The organism is Bartonella sp. CL70QHWL, assembly GCF_042194855.1.
Classification (GTDB): Bacteria; Pseudomonadota; Alphaproteobacteria; order Rhizobiales; family Rhizobiaceae; genus Bartonella.
In genome coordinates this window covers 38,406-63,344 of sequence record NZ_JBHINJ010000006.1, presented here as the reverse complement: position 1 = coordinate 63,344, position 24,939 = coordinate 38,406, and the positions used below count along the sequence as shown (strand labels likewise).

The window sequence follows — 24,939 nt, the reverse complement described above, 5'->3', positions numbered from 1 at the left end:
AAAAATGTATAGAAAAGTTATACAAGATTATGCTTTTGTATGGGGATTTGTAGCACATTTACAATTTTTTATAAAAGTACAATCTTATTTTCGTTATGTGAAAAGATCTTTGAGTTATAGTCATAAATTAAAAAAATATTTTGATTTTATTGAGTAATTTGATAAATGTTCTTTTTTTAAAAAACTTAAACAGTTTATTGTTCTTTCATTTAAAACGCCTGAATATAATGAAATACCCAGAGGATAAAAGGGGGAGTTTTTCATATGACTTTAAATTTAACAAACACTGTTTTTAATTTTTTAAAGAAAAACCCGACGAAAAAGTTTACAGCTCGAGAAATTGCTCAATGGATATTTGAAAATTACCCAGAGAAATGCCGCCAAAAACAAAAGCATTCAACGGCGATAATCAATCCCCTTAATAGTGATGCAGCTCTTATTCAGCAAATTGTTGCTGAAATAGGATCGCAGCGCCCTCAATTACAAAAGCGTTATTCAGAAATTAAAACCACTGAAGGACGACCGCGACAATATTATTTTACTAAACAAACAGATAGTGCTGAAATTGACGCAATAGAGGACAATGCAAAGAGTAGAACAGAAGGTAGCTCTGTTAAAGAGCATGATCTTTATCCGTTATTATCTAAATTTTTATGGTCAGAGCTTGCAGTTTATAGCAAGCGCATTAATGAGAAATGTTCTCGTAATAAACATGGTGCAGGCGGAAATAAATGGCTTTATCCAGATCTCGTAGGGATGCAAGATTTAAGCAAGGAATGGAATCGTGAAATCAAAGACTGTGTTTTGCAATATTTTGATAAAAAGACAAAGCTTTGGTCTTTTGAAGTAAAAATTCTCATCAATCGTTCAAATTTACGAAAAGCATTTTTTCAAACAGTTAGTAATTCTTCATGGGCTAATTTGAGTTATTTAGTAGCTAGTGAAATTGAAGGAGTTGATACATTAAAAGAGCTTCGGATGCTTTCAAGTTTGCATGGAATTGGATTTATAAGACTTAATAAGGAAAACTCTTCCGAGAGTGAGATCTTAATTCCTGCCAAAGAACGTAGTGATATTGACTGGGATACTGCTAATAGATTAGTGGAGGAAAACAAAGATTTTCTTGATTATATTAAGCTTATTCGTCAATTTTATCAAACTGGTGAGATGCGTTCTCTAGATTGGGATCATATGTATCTATGAGGGGTATTTTTAAAAAGACTCCATTGTTTAAAAGCCCTTTTTTCAGAGTGATGAAAAATTACTCTAACTATTTTGTTTGACTTATTATATTGATATTGTATCAATTAAATTTTTTTCGCGTACCTCATGAGTGGGGTTGAGTCGGGGAAGAGTAAAAATTCTGTTTTAGGCCTGTTCTATTTTGTGCATTGGGCATGATTCCATTAGATACTAGACTTAATGACTATAATTTATTACAAATTTGCTACTTTAGAGAGTGAAATTCGACTTTTTTGCTTTGTTTATATCAAGCATTAAAAATATTACTTTCTCATATTGAAGTCTTCTTACGGAGAATTTACACTACTATTTCTTTAATTTCTACTGCTGTTCATTTTGATTATTATTAAGTTTTTTATTATCCGAAGTAAACATTCAAAAATATTAATTTTATAAAATATTCACACAGTTTACTCAATTTCTTGAAATAGATTTAGAAAATAAATTTTTCTCACATCTTATAGTAAAGGGGTGTACTATCACAGTTTGCCACAATACTCTCTTTATTTTTCAATAATACCGCACGCTAAACGTGCACCACCTCCGCCAAGCGGTAATGGTTCATCTGATTGATTATCAGCCCCTAAATGAATGACTAAAGAGCGCCCTTTAATTTCAGAGATTTTTTTTAATCGTGGAGCAAGAACGCTCATTATGGCATATCCGTGCTTATCAACATAAAGTGCTGGTAAATCACCAAGATGACCATTGACATTATAAGGTCCTAAATGTTTTCCGGTATGTTCCGGATCATAATGTCCACCTGCGCTTCCACCAATTATGCCATCTTTTGTATCACATGAAGGATTCACATGTACATGAAAACCATGCATCCCTTCTGATAAAGTAGATAAATTAGGGATGAAAATCAAACCGTACGTGTTTTCTTCAATTTTAATGCTACCAATAGCCTTTTTGAAATTGTTATCTTCTAATTTATAAATATTTACTTGTGTTGATAGTGCTAATACAGAATTTTTATGAATTAAAAATGCCATAAAAAACAATAATGATAATAATATTTTTTTCATAAAATACCTTTATACTTATTTTAAATAGATTATTATCTATAATTAATAATCTATATTAATAATATATTATATAAGTGTCTTAAATTGAACTTTTACAAAAATAATTTAAATAGAAATATTAGTTATTAGAAAGAGCAAATAAATTAAAGTATGTTTATATATATATTTCTAAACATAACTTTCATTTTTTGATCTATAAAAAATGTAGCTTCCATAGACTGATAATTATATCTCGCTTACATTTCTTCAAGAGATGCTTTAAAAAATCTACTTTTTTGATGTATAATAAAGAATTAAGCAAACAGTTTTAATAAGTTAGATGTTATTTCATTTATAATATGATAATCGTTTCATCAAAAAAAAGAACATATAATTTGTTGATGATTTAATTGTTTTTCATAGAAAAAATGACGAGAAATTTCTATTCATTATGAAATTTATAAGAGAAAGAATTATTATGATTCATATAAATTTCCCATAAAATACAGCATATACCGACACTTCCTCCCATTCCTGATCCTATCAGTGCTCCTATTATTATTCCGGCAGAAAGTGCTACTCCTATACCCATTGCGATAACTGGACCAAATCCTGGAAGAGCAATATAACCATAAGCTGAAAGAATTGCCGCGATAGCTCCTGATATGCTTCCATTTAAACCGCCAATGAAAGCAAATTCTTTAATAGAATGGCAGCACTTTTTTAAATTTTTTTTCTTACGGCTGTAAAAAGAAACGTTGCTGTAAGTTTTAAAATCAATCATATTCTTTTCTTTCATTTTGAATGCTAACTGTTCCTGAATAGTCAACGGATACGAAAAAATGGGACTTTTTAAATTTTACTAAAGCACGCCAGATGCCATTGTCATCTAAACGCAATCGTTTAATATTCTCAAAACCATTTTGCATAAGACAATTTTTAACTTGTGAAGCAGTAAATGAGTTCTGACCTATTTTAGTGACATTTTGAGTAGAGCTATAGGTAAAGGTTTGACAATAAGGAAGGTGAAAAACTTCACTTATTGAAGTAGTGACTATCAACGAGACACATACAATCATTATAAAAAAAGTACTTAATTTCAAAAATTTATTTAGTGTCATCTTGTTACCATTTGTTAAAACAACACTTCATTAACCTCTGTGTTACTAACAGGTTCCAAAGATGATTTTATTTTTAATATTATACTTAATAATAAAAAGATTTTAAAATCCATTGATTAAATAAAACTGTTTTTTATTATTTATTTTCTTATTAAAATTAATATTATAAAATAACTCTTTAAAAACGGTATTATTTTTCATTTTCTTTATAGTGCAAAATTTAACAGATGTGATTTAGCAAGATATCTTTACAATTTAAGTTTTAGTCTATAATTAAGTTTTATCTTATTTCATATCAATATGCTAAATATATATAATAATTTTTTCTTTCCTAGAAAGAACAAAGATATTTTTTGCATCAGTAATATGATATGATTGCAAAATGCAATTTATTATTTTTTATTTTACGTTATTATCCATTATTGTTCAGTAGAGCTGTTTTGATGATTTTGTTGGAGATATTTGCATAATTTCCTTGAATCCATAACCCGGATACATTCCTTCGCGCATAAATAAATTACGTAATGGTGGAAAACTATGTAACAAACCAAGCCCAATGCTTCGTATGATATGAACAGGCAACATATGAGAAAGTAGAGCAGAGTTCAGTGTATGAACAGCTCCACTTCGGATTAATATATCTGGTTTGCGACATTTGTTATAATGTGCAACAATCATTTCAGAGTTAGAATTGGATATTTTATTAGGTAAAATATCAATTAAAGTTTGGACATCACGGAATCCTAAATTCAATCCTTGTGCCCCAATAGGGGGGAAAACATGAGCGGCTTCACCGACTAAAATTGTTCGATTAGCAGCAAAATGACGAGAAAGAAGTCCGAAAAGCGGCCATGCTTGAATTGATGTTTCTAAGCTTAGCTTTCCAAGCATTGATTGCATTTTGTTTTCGATCATTTTTGCAATTGTTTTTGGTTCTGTATTCAATAATTCTTCAGCACGGGAAGGATGAACAACCCATACAAGACTAGATCTTCGTCCTGGTAGTGGAACCTGTGTAAATGGACCGTGTTCTGTATGAAATTCGGTTGATGTATTTTGATGAGAAAACTCATGAGAAAAGTTGAGAACAAGTGCTTTTTGTGGATAATTCCACTGTTTGACACTTATCCCTGCTGCGGCACGTGTAAGAGAGTGACGTCCATCAGCTGCAATAACAAGTGGTGCTTGAATGACTCTACAATCAGCAAGAGTAATACATACATGTTTTTTTGTGTGATGAACAGATTTGGCTGCAGAAACAAATCTTGTAATATTGGGCGTATGTGTAACAGCATCGACTAAAGCACTGTTCAATTTTACATTAGGTATATTATAGCCAAAAGCTTTTTCACCAATTTCAGCAGAAGAAAAATGCACCGTAGGAGCATGCACAATTCTAGAAGTTATATCTATAATTCTCATGGAAGATAAAGCTGCTGCATGTTTTTGAAGATTATCCCAAATATTGAGTTTTTGAAGCATGCGTATTGCAGGCATCATAAGAGCAGTTGTCCGTAACTCATCTGTATGAGCAGGGGGCCCAACAAGAAAAACAGAAAGCCCCTCATGTGCAAGACTCAGCGCCGCTAACATTCCGACAGGGCCTGCACCAATAACAGCAATATCTTTATGCTCTTCCTTTTCAAATATCACAATGACTTGAACCTTTCTCCATTGAGAAAATATTTTAACATTTCCAAATGATCGCTCTCTTTTTATTATATGAAGCTCTTCTATTATAGTATGTAATAAATAATGCGATATAAAAAAGTAACCTTTTTATGATTTTTTAAAATGCTGAGTTATATCATCGGTAAAAAATGGCGTATTGATAGATGGTTGAAGACTTTAAAAACGAGGATAAGAAAAACTTGAAACGTAAACTAACAAAGAAAATCAAAACAAATGCTAAATTATTACGCCATAAAAAAGTAACAATGCCACAAGCAAAGGCCTTTTCTGTTCATTTACTAACAGCTTCGGGATCATTTTTAGCGTTTCTTTCTCTTATATCAGCCTCTCAAAAAGAATGGACAGCTATGTTCTGTTGGCTTGGGCTTGCTCTTCTCGTTGATGGTATAGATGGACCAATTGCACGTAAACTTGATGTTAAATACGTTCTTCCAACATGGTCTGGAGAGCTGTTAGATAATATTATTGATTACGTGACTTATGTCTTAATTCCTGCCTTTGCACTCTATCAAAGTGGTTTTATGGGGGTAGGGTTATCATTTTCATTGAGTGCAATTATTGTTATTTCATCTGCTATTTATTATGCAGATACTAGTATGAAAACCAAAGAAAACTTTTTTAAAGGATTTCCTGTTGTTTGGAATATGATGATTTTTACGCTTTTTGTCGTCAGACCAGGAGAGTGGATTACTTTTATCATTATTGTTTTATCGGCGATTATATCTTTTTTGCCAATTTATTTTATTCATCCAGTAAGAGTCCTTCGTTTACGTAGGGTTAATTTTCCCATTTTTCTCTTATGGTGTTTTTTTGGTATTTCTGCCTTCTTTTATCAACTAGAGGCTCCCTATTGGGTTAAAATAGGAATTTCGGTAACAGGAGTTTATATATATTGTATTGGTGCAATCATGCAAATATTTCCTCAACTTGGGGCAAAAAATATAAAAAAACAATAAAATAGTTGTTTTAAGAAGGGTGTGAGATGCAAATTAATTTTGGAGCAGATGATGATATTTCTTTTACGAAAGAAGGGCGGGCTGGTATTATAAAGCTCACACGTCCTTCAGCATTAAATGCTCTTAATCAACGAATGGTTTCAGCTTTAAAAAAAACTCTCAGAACATGGGAAACAGATGATAATGTTTCTTGTGTCTTAATTGAAGGGGAGGGGCGTGCTTTTTGTGCTGGTGGAGATGTTGTAGAAATCTATCATATGGGGAAAAGTGTTGCTGCTTGTCAATACTTTAGGGATGAATATAGCTTAAATGCTTATATCAAACATTTTTCAAAGCCCTACATTGCTTTCTTAAACGGTATTTGGATGGGAGGAGGGGTCGGTATTTCTCTCTATGGTTCGCATCGAATTGTTACAGAAAATACAGTTTTTGCTATGCCAGAAGGTGCGATTGGATTTTTCCCAGATGTAGGTGCAAGTTTTTTCTTACCATCTCTTCCCAATCATTTTGGCATCTATCTTGCATTAACGGGCGCACGCATAAAGTGGGGAGATTGCTTAAATTTAGGATTAGCAACACACGCCGTTGCTGAAACTGAATTCGATATGATTAGAAAAGCTGTTATTGAGCAAGGAGATCCCACTTTAGCTTTAAACGAGCGAGCAATTACAAAAGACTATGAAACAAGTTATGAAATACGTTGTATTATTAACAGTTGTTTTAGTGCCCATAGCTTAGAAGAATGTCTTGAGTTACTACATAAAAAAAGCAATGAAGATGTTTTATTTGCTAAAGAATGTTATGATATTTTGCAGTCACGTTCTCCGACAAGTTTAAAAGTTATCTGGAAACAAATGAAACAAAATTCATCTCAAACGTTGGAAGATTGTATGAAAATTGAAAACCGCATAGCGCATCATATGATTCATTCACATGATTTTTATGAAGGTATACGTGCTATGTTAATCGATAAGGATAAAAGACCTCAATGGCAGCCAGATAAACTTTCAAATGTGACAGATGAAATGGTAGATTCTTACTTCCAACCTGTTGAACAAGAGTTATTATTGTGAAAAATAATTCTCACAAACAGATTTCAAAAATCAATTTAATCTATAACTGTTACTTACGGTTTTTGGCACTTATTTGCTTAGTTCTAGGTATTTGTTATTGGATACGCCTTGTTGGTGTTTTTCCAGGTATTCTATGGCGTTTTGATCTTATGCCTTGGCAGTGGCAATTTGCATCAGTTATATTGGCTATTCTCTATCCTATTGCCTTAGTTGGACTTTGGATGTATTCACTATGGGGCATCATTGTGTGGTGTATTGCAGCATTGATTGAAGCAATAACAATGTATTATTCCGATTTTATTTATCAGCCATTTGTACCATTATTTCATGGAATATTGTTTTTAGCTTTTATAGCACTACAAATTGTGATGATTTTTTTTAAAAGAGTAAAAAATAAAAAAACATTGTGATTGAAATTTTCGAGCCAGAATAACAGGCTCGATTTTCAATCTTAGCTAATTTAAGTAGCTCATTTTAAAGATTCATTCTTCAAAGCGCTGATGCTAGATATACTATTTCTATAAAGTTCCATAATATATATTATGCGATAATATGATACAGAAGATAAATCCTTTATCCAAAAAGAAAACCCTACTTTAAAACATCATCATAATATTTATATCATACAATTTACTTTTAAAATAAAATTTGGTCTTTAAGGTATATACCTTAAAGACCAAAAATAGTGATAACGAAATTACGTATAATAAAATAAGGAAAATTATTGCATTATTTTACAACGTTTCATACGTGCAAGATCACTCAAAACAGCATTACGGTTATTTAAAGCTGAAATTTCATTACTTTCACTGGATTTAGTATCCATAAAAAACAAAGCAGGTACAAATACAACACTTGCCGCTGCTAAAGCCACGTTTTTATTTCTTGCTTTAGAACGCTCTGCAATTGTATCATTAATCTGACGTTTATTAGCAAAAAACTCCCGTTGAATATCGGCACAACTCATTGATCCGTCATGTAATGTTGTCGTTGCAATATTTTTTTCTAAACGCCCCCCACATGCTGTTAAGGAAACCGCTAAAACCACAATACATACACCCCGCTTAAAATTCTTATACATAAAAGCCTCATTTTTGACATAAAAAACACTAAATATGTCAAAAATGAAATAAAATAAAGGATAAATTTAAAAGTATTTTATTTAACTTAAAATATTGCGCATAATAAGCTTATGCATCTGTTTCAAAAGTAAGACCTTGATATGCAGGTTTTACATAGGATGGAACGTAATTTATAACCTTATTGTAATCCAGCGATCTGTCCATATGTGTGAGTATTGCTTGTTTTGGCTTTAAATATTCTATCCACTGTAATGCTTGATCAACAGAAAAATGACTCGGATGGGATTTAAATTGAAGAGCTTCAATGATGAGAACATCCAAATCCATTAATTTGGATAAAGTTTTTTCAGGAAATTTACTAACATCCGTACAATAGGCAACATTCCCAATCCGAAAACCTAAGGAATGAATGTTTCCGTGGTGTTGTAAATGTGTATTGACGCTTATTTCTCCGCCCTGCCCCTGAATAATAAATTGGCTATCTTCATTGATAAGATGCTCTTTTAAAATGGGAGAATAAGATGAATCTTTTGGAGTTTGAAAACAATATCCGAAAGCACTTTTGAGATGCTCTAGTGTAAATCTGTCGGCATAGATATCTATTAAACATTTTTGTGCAAGTGCATAGCTGCGTAAATCATCAATACCGTGGATATGGTCTGCATGAGAATGCGTGTAAAGAGCAGCATCAAGATGGCTTACACGCGCATCGATCATTTGTGAGCGAAAATCTGGACCTGTATCAATAACGATCGTTGTTTTGCCTCCTGAAGGTTTAATACGTTCAACTAATAAAGAACTTCTGTAGCGTTTATTTTTAGGGTTATTCGGATCACATGTTCCCCAATCACCATTAGGTCTTGGCACTCCTGGAGAAGGACCACAACCTAATATTGTAAATCGGTATTGATCACACATATCTTTTGCCTTATTTCATTTTGCTAAATAAACGAAAAGCATTACGCGTTGTTATTTGAGCTGTTTCTTCAATGCTTAAGCCAATTGTTTCAGCCAAAACAGCTGCTGTATAACATACAAAAGATGGTTCATTTGTTTTGCCCCGATGGGGACTAGGTGCTAAAAATGGAGCATCTGTTTCCACTAACAAATGCTCATGGGGCACAATTTTTGCTATTTCACGGATTTCAAATGCGTTTTTAAAAGTAAGAATACCTGAAAAAGAAATATAACCACCAAGTTCAATTCCAGCACGAGCAAGTTGCATTCCAGACGAATAACAATGAAGGATAAAGGGAAAAGCTCCTTCTTTTGTCTGTTCACGTAATATTTTCTCCATATCGATATCGGCATTGCGTGAATGTATAACAAGAGGAATCTGTGTTTCTCGAGAAGCAATGATATGTTCATGAAAAACTTCCTTTTGCTCTTCTGGAGTAGAATAATCATAATGATAATCAAGCCCCCCTTCCCCAAACGCAACAATTTTAGGGTGATTCGAGAGCTGTATAAGCTCTTCCGCTGTAATATTTTGTTCTTCATGCGCATGATTGGGGTGTGTTCCAACGGAACAAAAGACTTGATCATAGCTTTGCGCAATGGCTAACAGCTTATCTAACTTATAAACATGGGTTGAAATTGTTATCATACGTTTAACGTCAGCATCTAAAGCCCGTTGGATAACATTATCCAAATCTTGTGAAAAATCTTCAAAATCAAGATGACAATGTGTATCAATCAACATGATGAGTATCTTCTTTCTTCAAGATATAACGAGGAAAAATTGGTTCTGGTGGTGGAAGATCAAGCCCTTCTTGAATTTTTGAATGACTTATATGATACAATAACCGATCATCTTCAGCAACCGCAAGGCTATCAAGAAGTTTCGCTGCTGATTGGGGTATGAAAGGCAAAAGCATAATTCCTATTCTCCGCAAGATTTCTACAGTTATATAAAGAACTGTAGAAAATCGCTCTCGATCATTTTTACGTAAACTCCAAGGTTGTTCGTTGGCAAAATAGCGATTGGCATCTGCTACAATTGAAAAAATAGCTGAAAGTGCTAAATGCATACTATAAGAAGACATAGCTTGGTGTACAGTTTCAAGTACTTGAAGAGATTGTTCTAAAAGCTGTTTATCTTGAGCTGAAAATGAAGCTGGTTTCGGGACTTGTGCATTACAATTTTTGGCAATCATAGACAAACAGCGCTGTGCTAAATTACCAAGATCATTAGCAAGATCAGCATTAATACGGTTCACAAGGCTTTCATGACTATAACTACCATCTTGTCCGAATGGCACTTCACGGAGAAGGAAATAACGGACCTGATCAAGACCATAGTGTTCAACCATTTCAAAAGGATCAACGACATTTCCAATAGATTTTGACATTTTTGCACCACGATTAAGTAAAAAACCATGTGCAAAAATATTTTTAGGCAATTCAATTCCAGCAGACATTAAAAATGCCGGCCAATAGACTGCATGAAAACGAATAATATCCTTACCAATAATATGCGTATTTGCAGGCCAAAAATCACGTTTTTTTGAATTTTCATTGAAAAAACCTATTGCTGATAGATAATTTGTAAGCGCATCAACCCAGACATACATCACGTGCTTTGGATTCTCAGGAACAGCAATTCCCCAGTTAAAACTTGCGCGTGAAATAGAGATATCTTTTAAACCTGATTTGATAAAACTTATAATTTCATTACGCCGCTCAAATGGAGCAATAAAATCAGGATGTTTTTCATAATATTCAAGAAGAGCCTTTTCATAATGAGAAAGTTTAAAAAAATAACTTTCTTCTTCATTCCATTCAACTGGAGAGCCTAATTCCTTCTCACGACGGATGTTGTCTGGTCCAACTTCCGTATCTTTTTCTTCATAATAGGCTTCTTGGCGAACCGAATACCACCCCGTATAACGACCGAGATAAATATCGCCATTTGCTTCCATCTTTTTCCAAATTTCTTGACAAGCTTGATAATGGCGTTCTTCTGTCGTACGGATAAAATCATCGTTAGAACAATTTAATACTGCAAGCATTTTTTGAAACACCGCACTATTACGATCTGCAAGCTGCTGAGGTGTCATGCCTAATGCAGCTGCGGTTTGTTGCATCTTGAGACCATGCTCATCTGTACCAGAAAGAAAAAATACATTTTTTCCGTTTAACCGTTGAAAGCGGGCTAAAACATCGCTTGCAATTGCACTATAAGCATGTCCAATATGTGGAGCACCATTAGGATAAAAAATGGGAGTTGTTATGTAATATGTGTCACGCATGTCATACTCGTTGTAAAACGCTATAAATAAAAGATATTATGACATAACGTTTGTTCATCGCATTGTCACGGAAAAACTAATCCTCATGAATGATCTTATGAACTTTAAAAAGCAAGTTAATAACAAACTGCTTTTTATCGAGATTAAATAGTTGTATTTCCTCTATTTCTTGATGAATCTCCTGCCATTTTTCCGCATATTTTTTTGAGAGAAATAAGTCTCCCTTTTCAACGAGCATGATAGCTTTTTTTTGAATTTTATTAAGAATTTCATCACAAAATTGTTGAAATTGGAATGTAGAAGAAACAGATGAAAATGTTTGTGCAAGAGTATGTACAATCATTGCGTTACAAACAGGTTTCTCTAGGAGAGCATCAATTGTTTTAATAATTTCAAAACCGCCATGGCAAACAAGTAAAGCAGCTTTTCGAGGACTTCCTTTAGATTTTTCAATAATCATTTCAATTGTTTTCTCATCAGGTAAATCCTGATTGGCGAAAATATGTGTAATAACTTTTTTCATTTCATCGTTATTCAAGGGACGAAAAGAGATTTTTTGACACCGTGAATGGATTGTTGGAAGCAATTTGCCAGAAGAATGCGCGATAATAACAAATAACGTTTTTGTAGGTGGTTCTTCAAGTATTTTAAGAATTGCATTTGCTGCATTTCTATTCATATCATCTGCAGAATCAACAATAACTATACGCCATCCATTTTCTTGTGATGTTCGGCTTAAAAAATGCATAATATCACGGATATCATCAACGAGTATTCCTGTTTTAAACTTTTGCGTTTTCACATCAAATCGACGTGAAATATACAAAAGACCAGGGTGACTTCCTTGTGTAATTTGGCGCCATGGGGTAGAATAAGGATCGGGTTTCAAGAAAGCACTCTGTTGAAAACTTAAAATGTTCCAAGCAAGATGAAAGGCTAATGTAGCCTTTCCAATCCCATATTCTCCTTCAAATAATAATGCATGATGCAAACGCTCTTCTTTCAGCATTTGTGTCAAAAAATGACGAACATCCTCGTGACCAAAGATAACATTGTTCTGGGATGGTGATAAAATTGTATCAATATCATCATATTGGCGTAAGGTATTTATATTACTCATGAAAGCTGATCCAACAATACCTGATGACAAATATTTTTTATTTGATGAGCAATGGCTTCCACTGAGCCAGTGGCATCAATAACTCGAAATCTATGGGGTTCCTGTTTGGCCAATTGAAGAAAAGCCTGACGCCTTTGTTCTTGAATTTCCAACTGATCTTTTTCAAAATAATCAATTTCTTCTGTTTTGTTTCTTCGCAAATTTGCACGCTTCATACCACACATTGCAGGCATATCTAATAAAAATGTTAAATGAGGCAAAATACCATTGAGCGCAATACACTCTAAAACAGAAAGAAGAGAAGAACTGACGGTATCATTGAGTCCTTGATAAACGCGTGTAGAATCAATAAAGCGGTCACATAAAACGATTTTACCTTTTTGCAAAGAAGGTGCGATAACCTCAGTAACATGGTCGACACGTGCAGCTGTAAACAAAACAGCTTCAATCAACGGTCCATACTGTCGCGCCTGCCCCGACAACAAAATATGCCGGATTGCTTCTGCTCCTGGTGTTCCTCCTGGTTCTCGTGTTGTGACAACATCATAACCTTGGTGTGAGAGAGACTCAGCAAGTAAAGAAATCTGCACCGTTTTCCCTACCCCGTCCCCTCCTTCAAATGTAATAAAATAACCTGACACGTATGATCTTAACCTTATTAGCGCGTAACTACAAATATTTTCGTAACCATCCAATTGTTATTTCATAGAATGCATTTTTTACTTTTGCAAAGAAACTTCCTTCCTGAACATTCATTCCGGCAAAAACTGGTTTTTCCAGAAGAACCTTTTTATCTTCTAAAATTTGAATAACGCCAACTGATTGCCCAGAAACGATGGGAGCTTTCAATGGACCATGATATTTAATTTTTGCTTTAACATTTACTTTTTTTTCATTCGAAAGCATAAAACTTATTGGTGTTTTAACAATGAGTGGAACAAAATTTTGTTTACCACCATAAACAGAAGCACGACCAACCGTTTCTTCTTTTGTAAAAATCGTTTTGAGATCAAAAGCCGTCATTCCCCATTGAAGAATGCGTTCTATTTCTTTTGTATATTTTTTACCATCTTGCAAACCATTGATTGCTAAAAAAAGACGTCGATGATTTTTAGAAATGGTGGCAACCATTGAAAAACCTTCTTTTTCACTGTAGCCAAAACCAAATCCTTCTACACCAATTTCCTTAGAAATAAGAGGATTTTTATTACGTTGAAAAATATTATTCCATGTAAAATGAGGCTCACAATAAAGTGCATAATAGTCCGGATATTCCTGAACAATATGACGTGCTAATATAATCATATCACGCACAGTTACAAATTGTCCCTCTTCGGGTAACCCTGTTGCATTAACAAAATGACTCTGAGATAATCCGATTATTTTTGCGCGCTGATTCATCAACTTTGTGAAATGAGCTTCATCTCCCGATATTCCTTCAGCAAGAATAATAGCAGCATCATTTCCATTCACAATAATTAAACCACGCAACAGATCAGAAACACTGATTTCTGTTTTTATCTTTGCAAACATAGTGGTTGTACCGGAAGGTGCTCCACCCTTGCGCCAAGCATTTTCACTGACCTTAAATTTCTGCGTACTTTTTAATAATCCTTTTTTTAATTGATGAAATACAACTTCTGCTGTCATCAATTTTACTAATGAAGCAGGAAAAAAAGGAATAGCACTTTGTTTTTCATAAAGTATTGTCTCTGTATCATCATCGAGTAATAACAATTGTGAAGCAGAAATTTGAAAATCTTCTGCTTTCCCCCACGTGACAAATACCAATATCCCCCATAAGGTCAATAAGATCCTTAATATTGTGTACATAGCTGCTCCTCCCATCCCAAAGATCAACATAAAAAATCTTATATAGGAAAAAACTTTTTTATTTCCGCAAATTGAGGAATTATTGATGACTCAAGAAAAGATTTTATTTTTATTCAGCGTTAGTAAAAGTAAAATGATGCACTTCTTATATTCCACCTAGATTCAATTTTATGTTTTAAAGCATGAGAGACAAAAAAATTTTTTTATTTGTTGTTTTATATTGATAGTAGATTGATTTATTATGATAAATTATAATCTTTTAACGTGTATCTGATTCAAAATACTGTAAGATTCTTTCGTTATATTTCCTCTCATATTGAATTCAATAAAATCGCTTGCTTACGCATCATAAGTAGGGTTCGTATATAGATAAAAATTATTAAAAAAGAGAGTAAAAATACTTCTTATCAACCTCTCAAGTGTTAAGAATTATCGCATAAAACATTGGGGCTTGCAAAGTGTATGACGGTGTCGGTTTATATCTTCATAAGTGTGAAGATGGTGATATCTAAAGGCGTTACAGTTATGCCATTCACAGGCGCTGTCGTAAAATAGACCTGTAGCGTGTTGAAGTATGTCTCTTTTAAATAAGTTCGCGAATTGGCAATGTAAGCGTATTTTGTTTGAGACGCTCTGTTTTTCGTGAGGGAACTTACTCCATTAAAGAACATGATAAACAAAAGCATGAGGTAATATATAATCTCTTCATAAGATATTACCGTGGATACTTTGGAAAGATGCAAGGCCGAATCAAAATAAAATATTTTTTTACTTGTTAAGCTTTTTGTTCCTCTCAAATTGATTGTACAGTTGTTTTGGAGATTACACAAACAGACTGATACAATAATCTACCTTCGTCTAGCAAAAGCTATTACAGTAAGAAAAGTACGCGCTTTATTAAGCAAGCAATATCATAAAACGACGAATAGACCAGCAATGGAGTAGAAAGGCCGTACTGAATTTATAATAATAGCACCCCATCACGCTTTTTGAAAAGGACAACGCGCTTTAAGATGAAAATCTTACACTAAATCCGTAAGTTCTTACCTTTTTTACTAGAAAATTATATAGATAAAAAATCAATGCATTTTTTCTTAAAACAGTTGTAGCCAATTGACCTTTGTTTTTTTGTTTAGCTTATTTATAGAAGCAACTTGATCAAATGGTATCGGCTTATCAACCATGATAGGACCAATTTCTGGCAATTTAACTGCAACAGTTTTATTACGTTGTTCTTGTTCAACAGCAGCTGCTTTAGCTAATTCTTTTTTGTTTCCTGTATTGCGCTGCTCTTTTAACAAAACAGTTTCTCTTTTTTTCGCAATATTTTCCGACGCTAATGAATATGGGGCAGCATTTCCAGGAGTATAAGAGGACATTAAATATGCACCATCATAATAGCCAACAGGTGCTTCAGCAATATATTCTACTTTAACATCTGCAACACCCCTATCTACATACCCCAGTATTGTCGCAGCTTGCCTTGATAAATCAATGATTCTGTCTTTCATAAAAGGTCCGCGATCATTCACTCTAACAACGATTGAAGATCCATTTTTCAAATTAGTGACACGAGCATAGCTAGGTAAAGGCATTGTAGGATGAGCAGCAGTCAAAAGATTCATGTCATAAATTTCACCGTTGGCAGTTAAACGTCCATGAAAATCTGAACCATACCATGATGCTTCGCCAACACGTTTATAAGTTGGATCACTTTGAGGATAATACCACTTTCCTTTTATTTGATAAGGTTTACCAACAATCGCTCGTCCACGCTTTTTTTCTTCCGATTGATTCTTCTTATTAGATACTTGTTGAGGTAGTACAGAAGTGTTTACGTTAATTGGTTTATTATGATAGGAATCTTTTATTGAAAAATTCATAGTTTGGCTTGCGCAACAAGATACCAGTGACTGAGAAATGACGATCATAGAAAACAATTGAAGTGTTGGTTTAATCATAAAAGTAAATTTCTTTTTTCTATTTGAAGGCATCTATTCAGTCCACTTATTTCTGTTAAGTACTACTGTAAAAACCACGTCACGCTTTTTGTACGCAACGGAAGAATTTACGTTTTTAAATGATTCCCCTCGCGCATATACCACTCTTGAATTGGCCCCTTCTATCAAGAAATTAACGTATTGTTAACCTTTTTATGATCTTCATAAGAAATAAATGTACTATAGTAGATGTTAAAAAGAGTAAAAATTAAATAAATCAACATCTTATAGAAAAGTCATTTCATAATATAAAGTGTGAATAAATGGTGATTTTAGCAACTTGTTTTGCGAATCATGTAATGCAGTGGGTATTAAAAAATCAACCTATAGATTGAGAAAATTAGAAACCACATGTGCTGCCAACGCAGGTACAATCCTATCGTAATCTTAAAGCTCTTTTTTGTTGGACAGGAGACAGCATAGCATCGCTCTATTTCAAAACAGCTGATAGAAAATGACAGGTTATAGAATCAACAAAAAACTTCAAAAAGAATAAAAACAAGAAAGATTCTTAAATTTTTTATAGCCTATTGATATTAATTTAAATTTGGTGAGCGCGCAGGGATTCGAACCCTGGACCTACTGATTAAAAGTCAGTTGCTCTACCAGCTGAGCTACGCGCTCTCATACAAGCTATCTAGTTTGCACACTATCTAATTTGTAGAAAGTGAAGGGAACATACGGTTGACTTTCCATTTGGTCAACACCTTTTGGAGAAAAATATTATTATTTTCTTCAATTATCAATAATTTTTCGTTTTCACCCCTTTACTTCATCATTGTATAAGTACTCTTTAATCTTATTTTTGAAGTTTCAATAAAGGAAAAATTTCACTGCAAAATATTGCATAGATTCGAAGCGTTAAAATTATGAGAAATTACCCCCTTCCCCTCACATGGGTTGTTGAGCATAATGGGTAGAGAAGAAAAAATACCTTTTATTATAATATTATTTTTTATATCTTTATATCTTAGTGTTCAATTTTCAAATATAAATACAGATTTATAAGATAATATATTGATTTATAATAATTTATCATTTTTATCACTTGAGTGATAAGTCTCAAATACTGTAAGCTTATCTCATTTTAAATCTTTTTTATATTGAAACAATAAAAAGCATTTTCTTGACCAATATAAGTGAGAGAATAAAACTATAAAAAAGAAATGAAAATACCTTTTATGCTTCCTTTCAATAATCAAAATTTATCGCAACATTAGGGTTCATGAAAATAGTATATAGCAGTTGACACGTTAGACCTGAAAATGGAACAATGAGCAACAATGGCATTTTGAGAGTATAATTTTATTTATGCTTAATGAATATATAACGAAAGCCAGTTTATCCTATAGAATAAAGTAGATATGAAGCAAAATTTAGTCTCATTGAAAATATCCCGAATGACTATAAATTGTGTTCACTATTAGAGCTGTAGATAATTTTACTAAGAATAAAAAAGCAGAAATAATATGCAGTATGTAAAATGATTTTAAATACCCATAGAGAGTTCTAAATATATAGAATGCCTTCTATTTAACTTTTTTATATCAGAAATTACAAAACATGTAGATATATTTTTAGAAGAAAAGGATAATACTGGTCATAAAATTTGGTGTTAGATAATTCAGTCAGAACTATAAAGTATTTTATACATTATTTAATATTAATGTAGCTATATAGTATATAAATAATAATTTAAATATATCTATAAATAAACATATTTCTTTATTAAACGATAATATCAAAAACAAAGAAAATAATTTTGATTTGGCGATAAAAATTGTAAAAATGTTATATATACATGTATTTTTACTTTACTAATTTTTATTATTTTGATTGGAATATTGAATGCTAACATGTAAACAGTATGAGCTACTCTTGTTTATTCATAACCATATAAAAGAAACTGGTGTTCCTCCTTCTTTTGAAGAAATGAAAAATGCATTAGAACTTTCTTCAAAGTCTGGTATTCATAAGCTCATTATAGCCTTAGAACAAAGAGGTTTTATACGTCGTTTGCCTAATCGTGCTCGTGCTGTGGAGGTAATTCGACTTCCTGAGAAAATAACATTTAACCTTTCTTTAGCACGTAAAATTTCTCCCAGTATAATAGAAAGAAATAAAAGGGAAATATCAAAAAGCTTGAGTCCCTTTGATGAAGAAGAAAAAAAAAATATCACCATTCCTATTATGGGACGTATTTCTGCAAGCGTACCCGCCTCTGCTATACTGCAGCAAATAAACAGCCTTTCTCTTCCACTCGATATGGTCAATACAGGTGAGCACTACGCTTTAGAAGTTAAAGATGATTCTATGATGGAGGCTGGTATCTTTGATAAAGATACGATCATTGTGAAACGTCAAAATACAGCAATAACAGGTGAAATTATTGTTGCGTTTATTGATAAAAAAGAAGCAACATTAAAACGTTATCGACGCAAAGGAGCTTCTATTGCATTAGAAGCTGCAAATCCTCATTATGAAGTACGGACATACGAATCCGAGCGTGTAGAAATACAAGGCAAACTTACCGGACTTATTCGCAAATATTAAAAAATAAACCTTATAGTACGCGATATATATCGCAATAAGAAGCTGTTGAGTATTTTTTTATTGTGCCACACGCAATTGACTTCTTCTCCACAGCCAAAGGATGCCCCCAATTCGGTTTATAAACAATCCAGATCCTTATCGAGCGGATTTCACTTTCCCTTCCCTCCATTGTTCTTCACTTATGCAAGGCTTGGCAAGTAAGCTTTAAAATATTCACCACGTACTTTGAAAAGAACTTGAATGCTTTTAAGAAAGCAGCCTTATATCCTCGTCCTCAATGATGGAATTTTACGATATAATAAGACAAAATTGTATGCATGCATAAAAACACATAAAATTTTGTAGAAAAAAATCAAATAACTTTGTAACAGACTGTATTGCATAGGTATAAAAATAAAGAACATTATTTTTAAGTTAATAAAAACGTAACTGAATCATTCATAGTAATTGTAGGATCATCATGGTAGCACCTCGTATTAGTTTTGTCTCCCTCGGATGCCCAAAAGCACTCGTAGATTCTGAGCGAATTATTACACGCCTTCGCTCCGAAGGGTATGAGATTTCACGTCAACATCAAGGAGCTGATGTCGTTATTGTGAATACCTGTGGTTTTCTTGACTCGGCAAGGAAAGAATCATTAGCCAATATTGATGAAGCTCTTAAAAAAAATGGAAAAGTTATTGTAACAGGGTGTCTTGGTGCTGATCCTGATGCTATTCGCCAAACATATCCTAATGTATTGGCTATTACAAAACCGCAAGCTTATGAAAGCGTTATAGAAGCTGTTCATACAGCAATTCCTCCAATTCATGATCCTTTTCTTGATTTAGTTCCTCCCCAAGGTATTCGTTTAACACCTCGCCATTACGCCTACTTAAAGATTTCTGAAGGATGCTCTAACCAGTGTAGTTTTTGTATCATCCCTACTCTGCGTGGTAATCTCACTTCACGTCCCATCAGCGATGTTCTTCGTGAAGCTGAAAAACTCGTGCAAGCGGGTGTAAAAGAACTTTTGGTTATTTCACAAGATACGAGTGCTTATGGTGTTGATCTTAAATATCTCGAAAATTCTTGGAAAGATCGTACAATCAAAACGAAATTCTTTGATCTTTGTCGCGAACTAGGCGATATGGGTATTTGGGTACGTATGCATTACGTTTATCCTTATCCCCATGTTGATGAAGTTATCGAACTTATGGCTGCAAAAAAAATTCTTCCTTATCTGGATATTCCTTTTCAGCATGCATCACCGGCTGTTTTGCGTCACATGAAGCGTCCCGCACTTATGGAAAAAACAAACCGTAGAATTGAAAAATGGCGGAAAATCTGTCCAGATCTTACTTTGCGATCAACATTTATTGTTGGTTTTCCTGGTGAAACGAATGAAGATTTTAATATACTTCTAGAATGGCTAGAAGAAGCAAAAATTGAACGCGCTGGGTGCTTTAAATATGAAGAAGTAAAAGGAGCTGCCGCAAATGATTTGGGATTAGAAAATATTCCTGAAGAGGTGAAAGAAAACCGCTGGCATCGTTTTATGGCAAAACAACAACAAATTTCTACATATCTTTTAAAGAAAAAAATTGGAAAAAGACTCCAAGTTCTTATTGATGAAAGTCAAGGAAAAGTTGCCAAAGGACGTAGTCAGTACGATGCGCCAGAAATAGATGGTGTTGTCCATATATCATCACGACGCCCACTGCGTGTTGGTGAATTTGTCACCGTTAAAATCGAACAATCGGATGCCTATGACCTTTATGGTATAGCCGTTTAAAAATTTAACTCCTTCTCTGTCCTCAATGATGAAGATTTCTATCAGCATTGGTTTATAAAAGGTCAGCTACTCACAATCGAACTTGATCACTTATGTAACTCACTTCATGAGAATTTACGAGCAATTCTTGCCCTGAGTGTTTGCTATACACTCCCAAAATATCAAGCAGTTATATATTCTCTTAATTTAATGCCTTAAATGACGGTGACGGCGGCGCAACAGAATAAAATAAAATCCACAAGGTTCACCATTTTTAATTAACAAAAGAGCAAATCAACAATCGTACTATTTTCCTATTTTTGATATTGCGACAGTCATTGGTTAGTGAAAGAAATTTTTTTTCAAGAGAGTTTGATGCACACGAGAATTTCCTTTGTGATATGCAGGCAGATGTTTTTTATAGATGCAATATAAGAGAATTTGAAACAAAACAATCTGACGTATCTAAATTAAAAAACAATAAATTATCATTATAAATAAGTATCTTATCTTAAACTCTTTGAACTTATTTTTTTAAATATCTAATTATTATTAACACGTTTTAAAATCAAAGAATTTCTTATCAAGCAAATGACTTGGGCGTACATTTGTTAAAGCGCGAATCATCGTATCTTTACGTCCTGGCATTTGTCTTTCTATATTTTTCAGCATTTCTTTCATGGCATTACGTTGCAAACCATCTTGACTACCGCAAAGATTACAAGGAATAATCGGAAATTGCATTGCTTGAGAAAATTTTTCCATATCTTCCTCAGCAGCATAAACAAGAGGACGTAACACAAAAAGATCTCCTTCATCATTTTTAAGTTTTCCAGGCATGGCAGCTAATCGGCCACCGTGAAACAAATTCATAAAAAATGTTTCTAAAACATCATCACGATGATGACCTAAAACTAATGCAGAACATCCCTCTTCACGTGCAATACGATAGAGATTACCACGTCGTAATCGAGAACAAAGTGAACAATATGTCTGCGACTCTGCCAATTTATCTGTAACAATGGAATAAGTATCCTGATATTCAATACGATATGGAATTTTATAAGAACTTAAAAAGTCTGGAAGAATATGCTTAGGGAATCCTGGTTGCCCTTGATCAAGATTACAGGCAAGAATTTCAACGGATAAAAGACCTCGCCACTTTAAGTCTAAAAGAAGCGCTAATAAACCATAAGAGTCTTTTCCACCCGATAAAGCAACAAGCCATTTTTCTCCTGTAGAGAGCATAGAAAAATCATCCAAAGCTTGTCGCATATGACGTAAAAGTCGTTTGCGTAATTTATTAAATTCTACGCTTGAAGGAGCAACACGAAACATTGGATGACAATTATCTGCTTCGCTTATTAAAGGATCATCTCTCCCTTCGTTTTCTTCTATTACTTGATATTCAACTGGAACATCATTCATAATACCATATCCTGCACAATAAACAGCTCGTTTTGCAAAGATAAAAAAATATTAAAGCAAGCTTACATTTATGTTTTTTGAATTTATAAATTAGATACACAAAAAAGAAATGGAACTATACAAATTTATGACTATAAAACATAGCAATAAACTTAATATAGAACCATTTACAAAAAGAACTTATTAACTTCAAATATTGTAAGAATAACACAATATTTTGAAGTTATCATACTAGAAGAGAGAAACAATTTCTCTTACAGAAAAATTATCGAGAATAAAATTCAACAACCAAATTAGGTTCCATTTGCACAGCATAAGGAACATCTGCAAAAGCAGGAATACGCGTAAAGGTTGCTTTCATTTGTTTATGATCTGCTTCAATATAATCAGGGACATCACGTTCTGCCAATTGCACTGATTCTAACACTAAAACAAGTTGTTTCGATTTTTCCCGAACCTCAATAACATCACCTGGTTTACAACGATAAGATTGAATGTTTGTGCGCCGCCCATTGACATTAACATGACCGTGATTGATAAATTGGCGAGAAGCAAAAATCGTAGGTACGAATTTTGCACGATAAACAACAGCATCCAAACGTGATTCTAACAGACCGATAAGATTTTCGCCAGTATCGCCCCGTCGACGAGCAGCCTCTTCATAGGTTTTATGAAATTGTTTTTCTGAAATATCTCCATAAAACCCTTTCAATTTCTGTTTAGCGCGCAACTGCACCCCATAGTCAGAAAGTTTTCCTTTACGACGCTGTCCATGCTGACCTGGACCATAATCACGACGATTGACAGGAGATTTTGGACGCCCCCAAATATTTTCTCCCATACGACGGTCAATTTTATACTTTGTTGTTTCGCGTTTACTCATCGCATTTCCTTATAAAATAAAACACGAGATCTTAAGATCCCAAGGAAACGCGCCCTCCTCTGCCTTTAAATACTAAAGACTGACAGAATACCTTAACATATCAATATGCAAAGTTATCCACGGGACACGTCAATTAATGCTATTTTCTTGAAAAAATAGCCAGATCATCATTATTGGTCTCGTAACCCAAAGTCAACTCCTTTCATGAGTTTTAAGCCAAATCCTTTAAACAAATTCTCCGTTAAAGAAGTGATATTTTTCGATGTCAACAACGCAAAATCTTGATATTTCTTTATATATTGATGGTGTATTTCTCCCGACAATGGTAATAAAGATCTGATATGTTTGGCGATCGCTTTCGCCGGATCAATCCACTCAACGGACCATAAAGCATGTTCACGAAAGAAATTAATCAAAAAAGGATAATGTGTGCAGGCTAAAACAATAACATCCGTATATTGTCCATTTTTTTCCACAAAACATGGCAGGATTTCTTTTCTTAACTCTTCTGAATCGATAGATTTTCCCCGTAAATAATCTTCAGCAAGTCCAGCTAGCTTTTTACTTCCCACAAGCTGAACATGACACTGTCCAGCAAAAGAGTTAATTAATTCATTTGTATAAGCACGTTTAACTGTTCCTGGAGTCGCTAATACGGAAATAAAACCAGATTTTGTTTGTTCTGCAGCTGATTTAATTGCAGGAACCGTTCCTACAAAAGGGACATGAGGAAAATTCTGTCGTAAATCTGCTATCATCAGTGTAGAAACAGTGTTGCAAGCAATCACACATAAAGCTGGATTGTAGCGTGTTAAAAGATTTGTAAAAATCTTCAAAATACGCTCTTTCAAAATATTTTCTTTCCAATTTCCATAAGGAAATCCTGCATCATCAGCAACATAGATAAATTGCATTTCAGGAATAAGAATACGCGCTTCCCTAAACACTGTTAAACCACCAATACCGCTATCAAAAAAAAGAACAGGTCGTTCATCCATTAGTTTTCACACTTATTTTTAATTTTTTTACGATCACGTTCTTCAGGTGCTCTACTCCCTCGTGGATATTGTGGCGAAAAATGATCCAAAGAAGATATAATGCCTCGCAATAAACGAACCTCAGGTTCACTAAAGTTAGCGCGCGTAAAAACAGAGCGCAAATTTGCAATCATTACTTCTTTGCGTTCTGGGGGTCTAAAATACCCACGGATATTCAAAGCCTCTTCTAACTGAGATAAAAAACCATGAAATATTGTTTTATTTGCAGGTTCCATCTCTGCGGCACGAAATGCCGTATCGCTGACATTCTCTAAACCAGTTTTCATCCATTCGTAAGACATTAAAAGAACCGCTTGCGCAATATTAAGTGACGCAAAAGCAGGATTAACTGGAAAAGTAATAATTTCATCAACAAGGCTGATTTCATCATTTTCTAGTCCCCATCTCTCTCTTCCAAAGACAATACCTGTCTTATGTCCGATACTTTCACGCTGACGTAATACGCTTGCTGCTTCGACAGCACTTTTTACAGTTTTAAATCCACATCTTTCACGTGCTGTTGTGGCAAAAACATAGTGTAAATCTGCAATTGAATTACGCAATGTGTTAAAAATCACAGCATTGTTAATGACATGATCAGCTTTACTTGCAGCAGCTCTAGCTTTTTCATTTGGAAACATTTCTCGAGGTTTGACTAATCGAAGCTTAGAAAGCCCAAAATTCGCCATTGCCCTTGCGACCATACCAATGTTTTCAGGAAGCTGCGGTTCAACTAAAATAATAATGGGACCATTTGTTAAATTTTCACGATTCTTATTCGTTCCTGCCATCAATCTTACCTAGTTTCACTTAAACTATCTCCCTCTCCACTATTTTTTACGAAACCTTTTTCACAATACTCTAATGCTGTTTAATAATAAATTATAGACAATGTTATCTTTTCA

Annotated in this window: 21 protein-coding genes, 1 tRNA gene and 2 pseudogenes; 7 read left to right on the top strand and 17 right to left on the bottom strand. The window is 33.7% G+C overall.

Annotated elements, in window-relative coordinates; genetic code table 11:
• The first annotated feature begins 264 nt into the window (after positions 1 to 264).
• Positions 265 to 1,203, top strand: coding sequence for a COG2958 family protein (locus ACFIJZ_RS04250; protein WP_375631140.1), 939 nt, complete (start codon positions 265 to 267; stop codon positions 1,201 to 1,203).
• A gap of 542 nt (positions 1,204 to 1,745) precedes the next feature.
• Here the strand turns inward: ACFIJZ_RS04250 and sodC are convergent.
• From sodC to ACFIJZ_RS04230, 4 genes are all read right to left on the bottom strand, one after another.
• Positions 1,746 to 2,273, bottom strand: a complete 528-nt coding sequence (gene sodC, locus ACFIJZ_RS04245) for a superoxide dismutase [Cu-Zn] SodC (protein WP_375631139.1) — start codon at positions 2,271 to 2,273, stop codon at positions 1,746 to 1,748.
• A gap of 421 nt (positions 2,274 to 2,694) precedes the next feature.
• On the bottom strand, positions 2,695 to 3,051 hold the full coding sequence (locus tag ACFIJZ_RS04240; protein ID WP_375631138.1) for a hypothetical protein: 357 nt from the start codon (positions 3,049 to 3,051) through the stop codon (positions 2,695 to 2,697).
• Entirely contained in the window at positions 3,029 to 3,373 is a 345-nt protein-coding gene (locus ACFIJZ_RS04235; protein WP_273791056.1) for a hypothetical protein, read from the bottom strand. The genes ACFIJZ_RS04240 and ACFIJZ_RS04235 overlap by 23 nt, the downstream gene beginning before the upstream one ends.
• A 426-nt stretch (positions 3,374 to 3,799) precedes the next feature.
• The gene (locus ACFIJZ_RS04230) at positions 3,800 to 5,026 is read right to left on the bottom strand and encodes a UbiH/UbiF family hydroxylase (RefSeq protein WP_375631137.1); all 1,227 of its coding nucleotides are present in this window, start codon (positions 5,024 to 5,026) and stop codon (positions 3,800 to 3,802) included.
• A 182-nt stretch (positions 5,027 to 5,208) separates the two neighbouring features.
• Here ACFIJZ_RS04230 and pcsA point away from each other — a divergent pair, with 182 nt between their 5' ends.
• From pcsA to ACFIJZ_RS04215, 3 genes are read left to right on the top strand one after another with little or no spacing between them, the layout of a single operon-like run.
• Positions 5,209 to 6,021, top strand: coding sequence for a phosphatidylcholine synthase (gene pcsA / locus ACFIJZ_RS04225; RefSeq protein ID WP_375631136.1), 813 nt, complete (start codon positions 5,209 to 5,211; stop codon positions 6,019 to 6,021).
• Between the two features lie 26 nt (positions 6,022 to 6,047).
• A complete protein-coding gene (locus ACFIJZ_RS04220) occupies positions 6,048 to 7,094 on the top strand; it encodes an enoyl-CoA hydratase/isomerase family protein (protein WP_375631135.1) in 1,047 nt (348 codons plus the stop codon).
• On the top strand, positions 7,091 to 7,504 hold the full coding sequence (locus tag ACFIJZ_RS04215) for a DUF6163 family protein (protein WP_375631134.1): 414 nt from the start codon (positions 7,091 to 7,093) through the stop codon (positions 7,502 to 7,504). The genes ACFIJZ_RS04220 and ACFIJZ_RS04215 overlap by 4 nt, the downstream gene beginning before the upstream one ends.
• A 311-nt stretch (positions 7,505 to 7,815) precedes the next feature.
• Here ACFIJZ_RS04215 and ACFIJZ_RS04210 read toward each other — a convergent pair whose 3' ends face one another.
• The 8 genes from ACFIJZ_RS04210 to ACFIJZ_RS04175 form a co-directional block, all read right to left on the bottom strand.
• Positions 7,816 to 8,175, bottom strand: a complete 360-nt coding sequence (locus ACFIJZ_RS04210; protein WP_375613428.1) for a hypothetical protein — start codon at positions 8,173 to 8,175, stop codon at positions 7,816 to 7,818.
• Positions 8,176 to 8,284: 109 nt separating this feature from the next.
• Positions 8,285 to 9,094, bottom strand: a complete 810-nt coding sequence (locus tag ACFIJZ_RS04205; RefSeq protein ID WP_375631133.1) for an MBL fold metallo-hydrolase — start codon at positions 9,092 to 9,094, stop codon at positions 8,285 to 8,287.
• Positions 9,095 to 9,104: 10 nt separating this feature from the next.
• Entirely contained in the window at positions 9,105 to 9,878 is a 774-nt protein-coding gene (locus tag ACFIJZ_RS04200; protein WP_375631132.1) for a TatD family hydrolase, read from the bottom strand.
• The gene (metG, locus tag ACFIJZ_RS04195; RefSeq protein WP_375631131.1) at positions 9,868 to 11,427 is read right to left on the bottom strand and encodes a methionine--tRNA ligase; all 1,560 of its coding nucleotides are present in this window, start codon (positions 11,425 to 11,427) and stop codon (positions 9,868 to 9,870) included. The genes ACFIJZ_RS04200 and metG overlap by 11 nt, the downstream gene beginning before the upstream one ends.
• Before the next feature lie 76 nt (positions 11,428 to 11,503).
• A complete protein-coding gene (locus tag ACFIJZ_RS04190) occupies positions 11,504 to 12,547 on the bottom strand; it encodes a DNA polymerase III subunit delta' (protein WP_375631130.1) in 1,044 nt (347 codons plus the stop codon).
• Positions 12,544 to 13,188, bottom strand: a complete 645-nt coding sequence (tmk, locus tag ACFIJZ_RS04185; protein ID WP_375631129.1) for a dTMP kinase — start codon at positions 13,186 to 13,188, stop codon at positions 12,544 to 12,546. The genes ACFIJZ_RS04190 and tmk overlap by 4 nt, the downstream gene beginning before the upstream one ends.
• A gap of 28 nt (positions 13,189 to 13,216) precedes the next feature.
• Positions 13,217 to 14,380, bottom strand: coding sequence for a D-alanyl-D-alanine carboxypeptidase family protein (locus ACFIJZ_RS04180; protein ID WP_375631128.1), 1,164 nt, complete (start codon positions 14,378 to 14,380; stop codon positions 13,217 to 13,219).
• Positions 14,381 to 15,474: 1,094 nt separating this feature from the next.
• Positions 15,475 to 16,374, bottom strand: a complete 900-nt coding sequence (locus tag ACFIJZ_RS04175; protein ID WP_375631127.1) for a septal ring lytic transglycosylase RlpA family protein — start codon at positions 16,372 to 16,374, stop codon at positions 15,475 to 15,477.
• A gap of 277 nt (positions 16,375 to 16,651) precedes the next feature.
• Here ACFIJZ_RS04175 and ACFIJZ_RS04170 point away from each other — a divergent pair.
• Positions 16,652 to 16,838 (top strand): annotated as a pseudogene (locus tag ACFIJZ_RS04170) (hypothetical protein); the annotation flags it as partial.
• Positions 16,839 to 16,928: 90 nt separating this feature from the next.
• On the opposite strand, the gene ACFIJZ_RS04165 reads toward ACFIJZ_RS04170, so the two are convergent.
• Positions 16,929 to 17,004, bottom strand: a tRNA-Lys gene (locus tag ACFIJZ_RS04165).
• Between the two features lie 1,224 nt (positions 17,005 to 18,228).
• On the opposite strand from ACFIJZ_RS04165, the gene lexA reads away from it, so the two are divergent.
• Complete coding sequence (gene lexA, locus ACFIJZ_RS04160) at positions 18,229 to 18,933, top strand: transcriptional repressor LexA (protein ID WP_273791042.1); 705 nt, start codon at positions 18,229 to 18,231, stop codon at positions 18,931 to 18,933.
• A gap of 460 nt (positions 18,934 to 19,393) precedes the next feature.
• A complete protein-coding gene (rimO, locus tag ACFIJZ_RS04155; RefSeq protein WP_375631126.1) occupies positions 19,394 to 20,707 on the top strand; it encodes a 30S ribosomal protein S12 methylthiotransferase RimO in 1,314 nt (437 codons plus the stop codon).
• Between the two features lie 531 nt (positions 20,708 to 21,238).
• Here the strand turns inward: rimO and ttcA are convergent.
• The 4 genes and pseudogenes from ttcA to ACFIJZ_RS04135 all read right to left on the bottom strand — a co-directional run bounded on the left by ttcA (position 21,239) and on the right by ACFIJZ_RS04135 (position 24,825).
• Positions 21,239 to 22,114 (bottom strand): tRNA 2-thiocytidine(32) synthetase TtcA, encoded by an 876-nt coding sequence (gene ttcA / locus ACFIJZ_RS04150; protein ID WP_273791040.1) that lies wholly within the window; start codon positions 22,112 to 22,114, stop codon positions 21,239 to 21,241.
• Positions 22,115 to 22,379: 265 nt separating this feature from the next.
• Positions 22,380 to 22,997, bottom strand: coding sequence for a 30S ribosomal protein S4 (gene rpsD / locus ACFIJZ_RS04145; RefSeq protein WP_273722651.1), 618 nt, complete (start codon positions 22,995 to 22,997; stop codon positions 22,380 to 22,382).
• Positions 22,998 to 23,167: 170 nt separating this feature from the next.
• On the bottom strand, positions 23,168 to 23,995 hold the full coding sequence (murI, locus tag ACFIJZ_RS04140) for a glutamate racemase (protein WP_273791039.1): 828 nt from the start codon (positions 23,993 to 23,995) through the stop codon (positions 23,168 to 23,170).
• Positions 23,988 to 24,825: pseudogene (locus ACFIJZ_RS04135) on the bottom strand (RNA methyltransferase). Before ACFIJZ_RS04135 ends, murI begins: the two are co-directional and overlap by 8 nt.
• Between the last annotated feature and the right edge of the window lie 114 nt (positions 24,826 to 24,939).

Coding starts and splice junctions, on each gene's coding strand:
- ACFIJZ_RS04250 (WP_375631140.1), top strand. CDS start 265: ATGACTTTAAATTTAACAAACACTGTTTTTAATTTTTTAAAGAAAAAC.
- sodC (WP_375631139.1), bottom strand. CDS start 2,273: ATGAAAAAAATATTATTATCATTATTGTTTTTTATGGCATTTTTAATT.
- ACFIJZ_RS04240 (WP_375631138.1), bottom strand. CDS start 3,051: ATGAAAGAAAAGAATATGATTGATTTTAAAACTTACAGCAACGTTTCT.
- ACFIJZ_RS04235 (WP_273791056.1), bottom strand. CDS start 3,373: ATGACACTAAATAAATTTTTGAAATTAAGTACTTTTTTTATAATGATT.
- pcsA (WP_375631136.1), top strand. CDS start 5,209: ATGGTTGAAGACTTTAAAAACGAGGATAAGAAAAACTTGAAACGTAAA.
- ACFIJZ_RS04220 (WP_375631135.1), top strand. CDS start 6,048: ATGCAAATTAATTTTGGAGCAGATGATGATATTTCTTTTACGAAAGAA.
- ACFIJZ_RS04210 (WP_375613428.1), bottom strand. CDS start 8,175: ATGTATAAGAATTTTAAGCGGGGTGTATGTATTGTGGTTTTAGCGGTT.
- ACFIJZ_RS04205 (WP_375631133.1), bottom strand. CDS start 9,094: ATGTGTGATCAATACCGATTTACAATATTAGGTTGTGGTCCTTCTCCA.
- ACFIJZ_RS04200 (WP_375631132.1), bottom strand. CDS start 9,878: ATGTTGATTGATACACATTGTCATCTTGATTTTGAAGATTTTTCACAA.
- metG (WP_375631131.1), bottom strand. CDS start 11,427: ATGCGTGACACATATTACATAACAACTCCCATTTTTTATCCTAATGGT.
- ACFIJZ_RS04190 (WP_375631130.1), bottom strand. CDS start 12,547: ATGAGTAATATAAATACCTTACGCCAATATGATGATATTGATACAATT.
- ACFIJZ_RS04180 (WP_375631128.1), bottom strand. CDS start 14,380: ATGTACACAATATTAAGGATCTTATTGACCTTATGGGGGATATTGGTA.
- ACFIJZ_RS04175 (WP_375631127.1), bottom strand. CDS start 16,374: ATGCCTTCAAATAGAAAAAAGAAATTTACTTTTATGATTAAACCAACA.
- lexA (WP_273791042.1), top strand. CDS start 18,229: ATGCTAACATGTAAACAGTATGAGCTACTCTTGTTTATTCATAACCAT.
- rimO (WP_375631126.1), top strand. CDS start 19,394: ATGGTAGCACCTCGTATTAGTTTTGTCTCCCTCGGATGCCCAAAAGCA.
- ttcA (WP_273791040.1), bottom strand. CDS start 22,114: ATGAATGATGTTCCAGTTGAATATCAAGTAATAGAAGAAAACGAAGGG.
- rpsD (WP_273722651.1), bottom strand. CDS start 22,997: ATGAGTAAACGCGAAACAACAAAGTATAAAATTGACCGTCGTATGGGA.
- murI (WP_273791039.1), bottom strand. CDS start 23,995: ATGGATGAACGACCTGTTCTTTTTTTTGATAGCGGTATTGGTGGTTTA.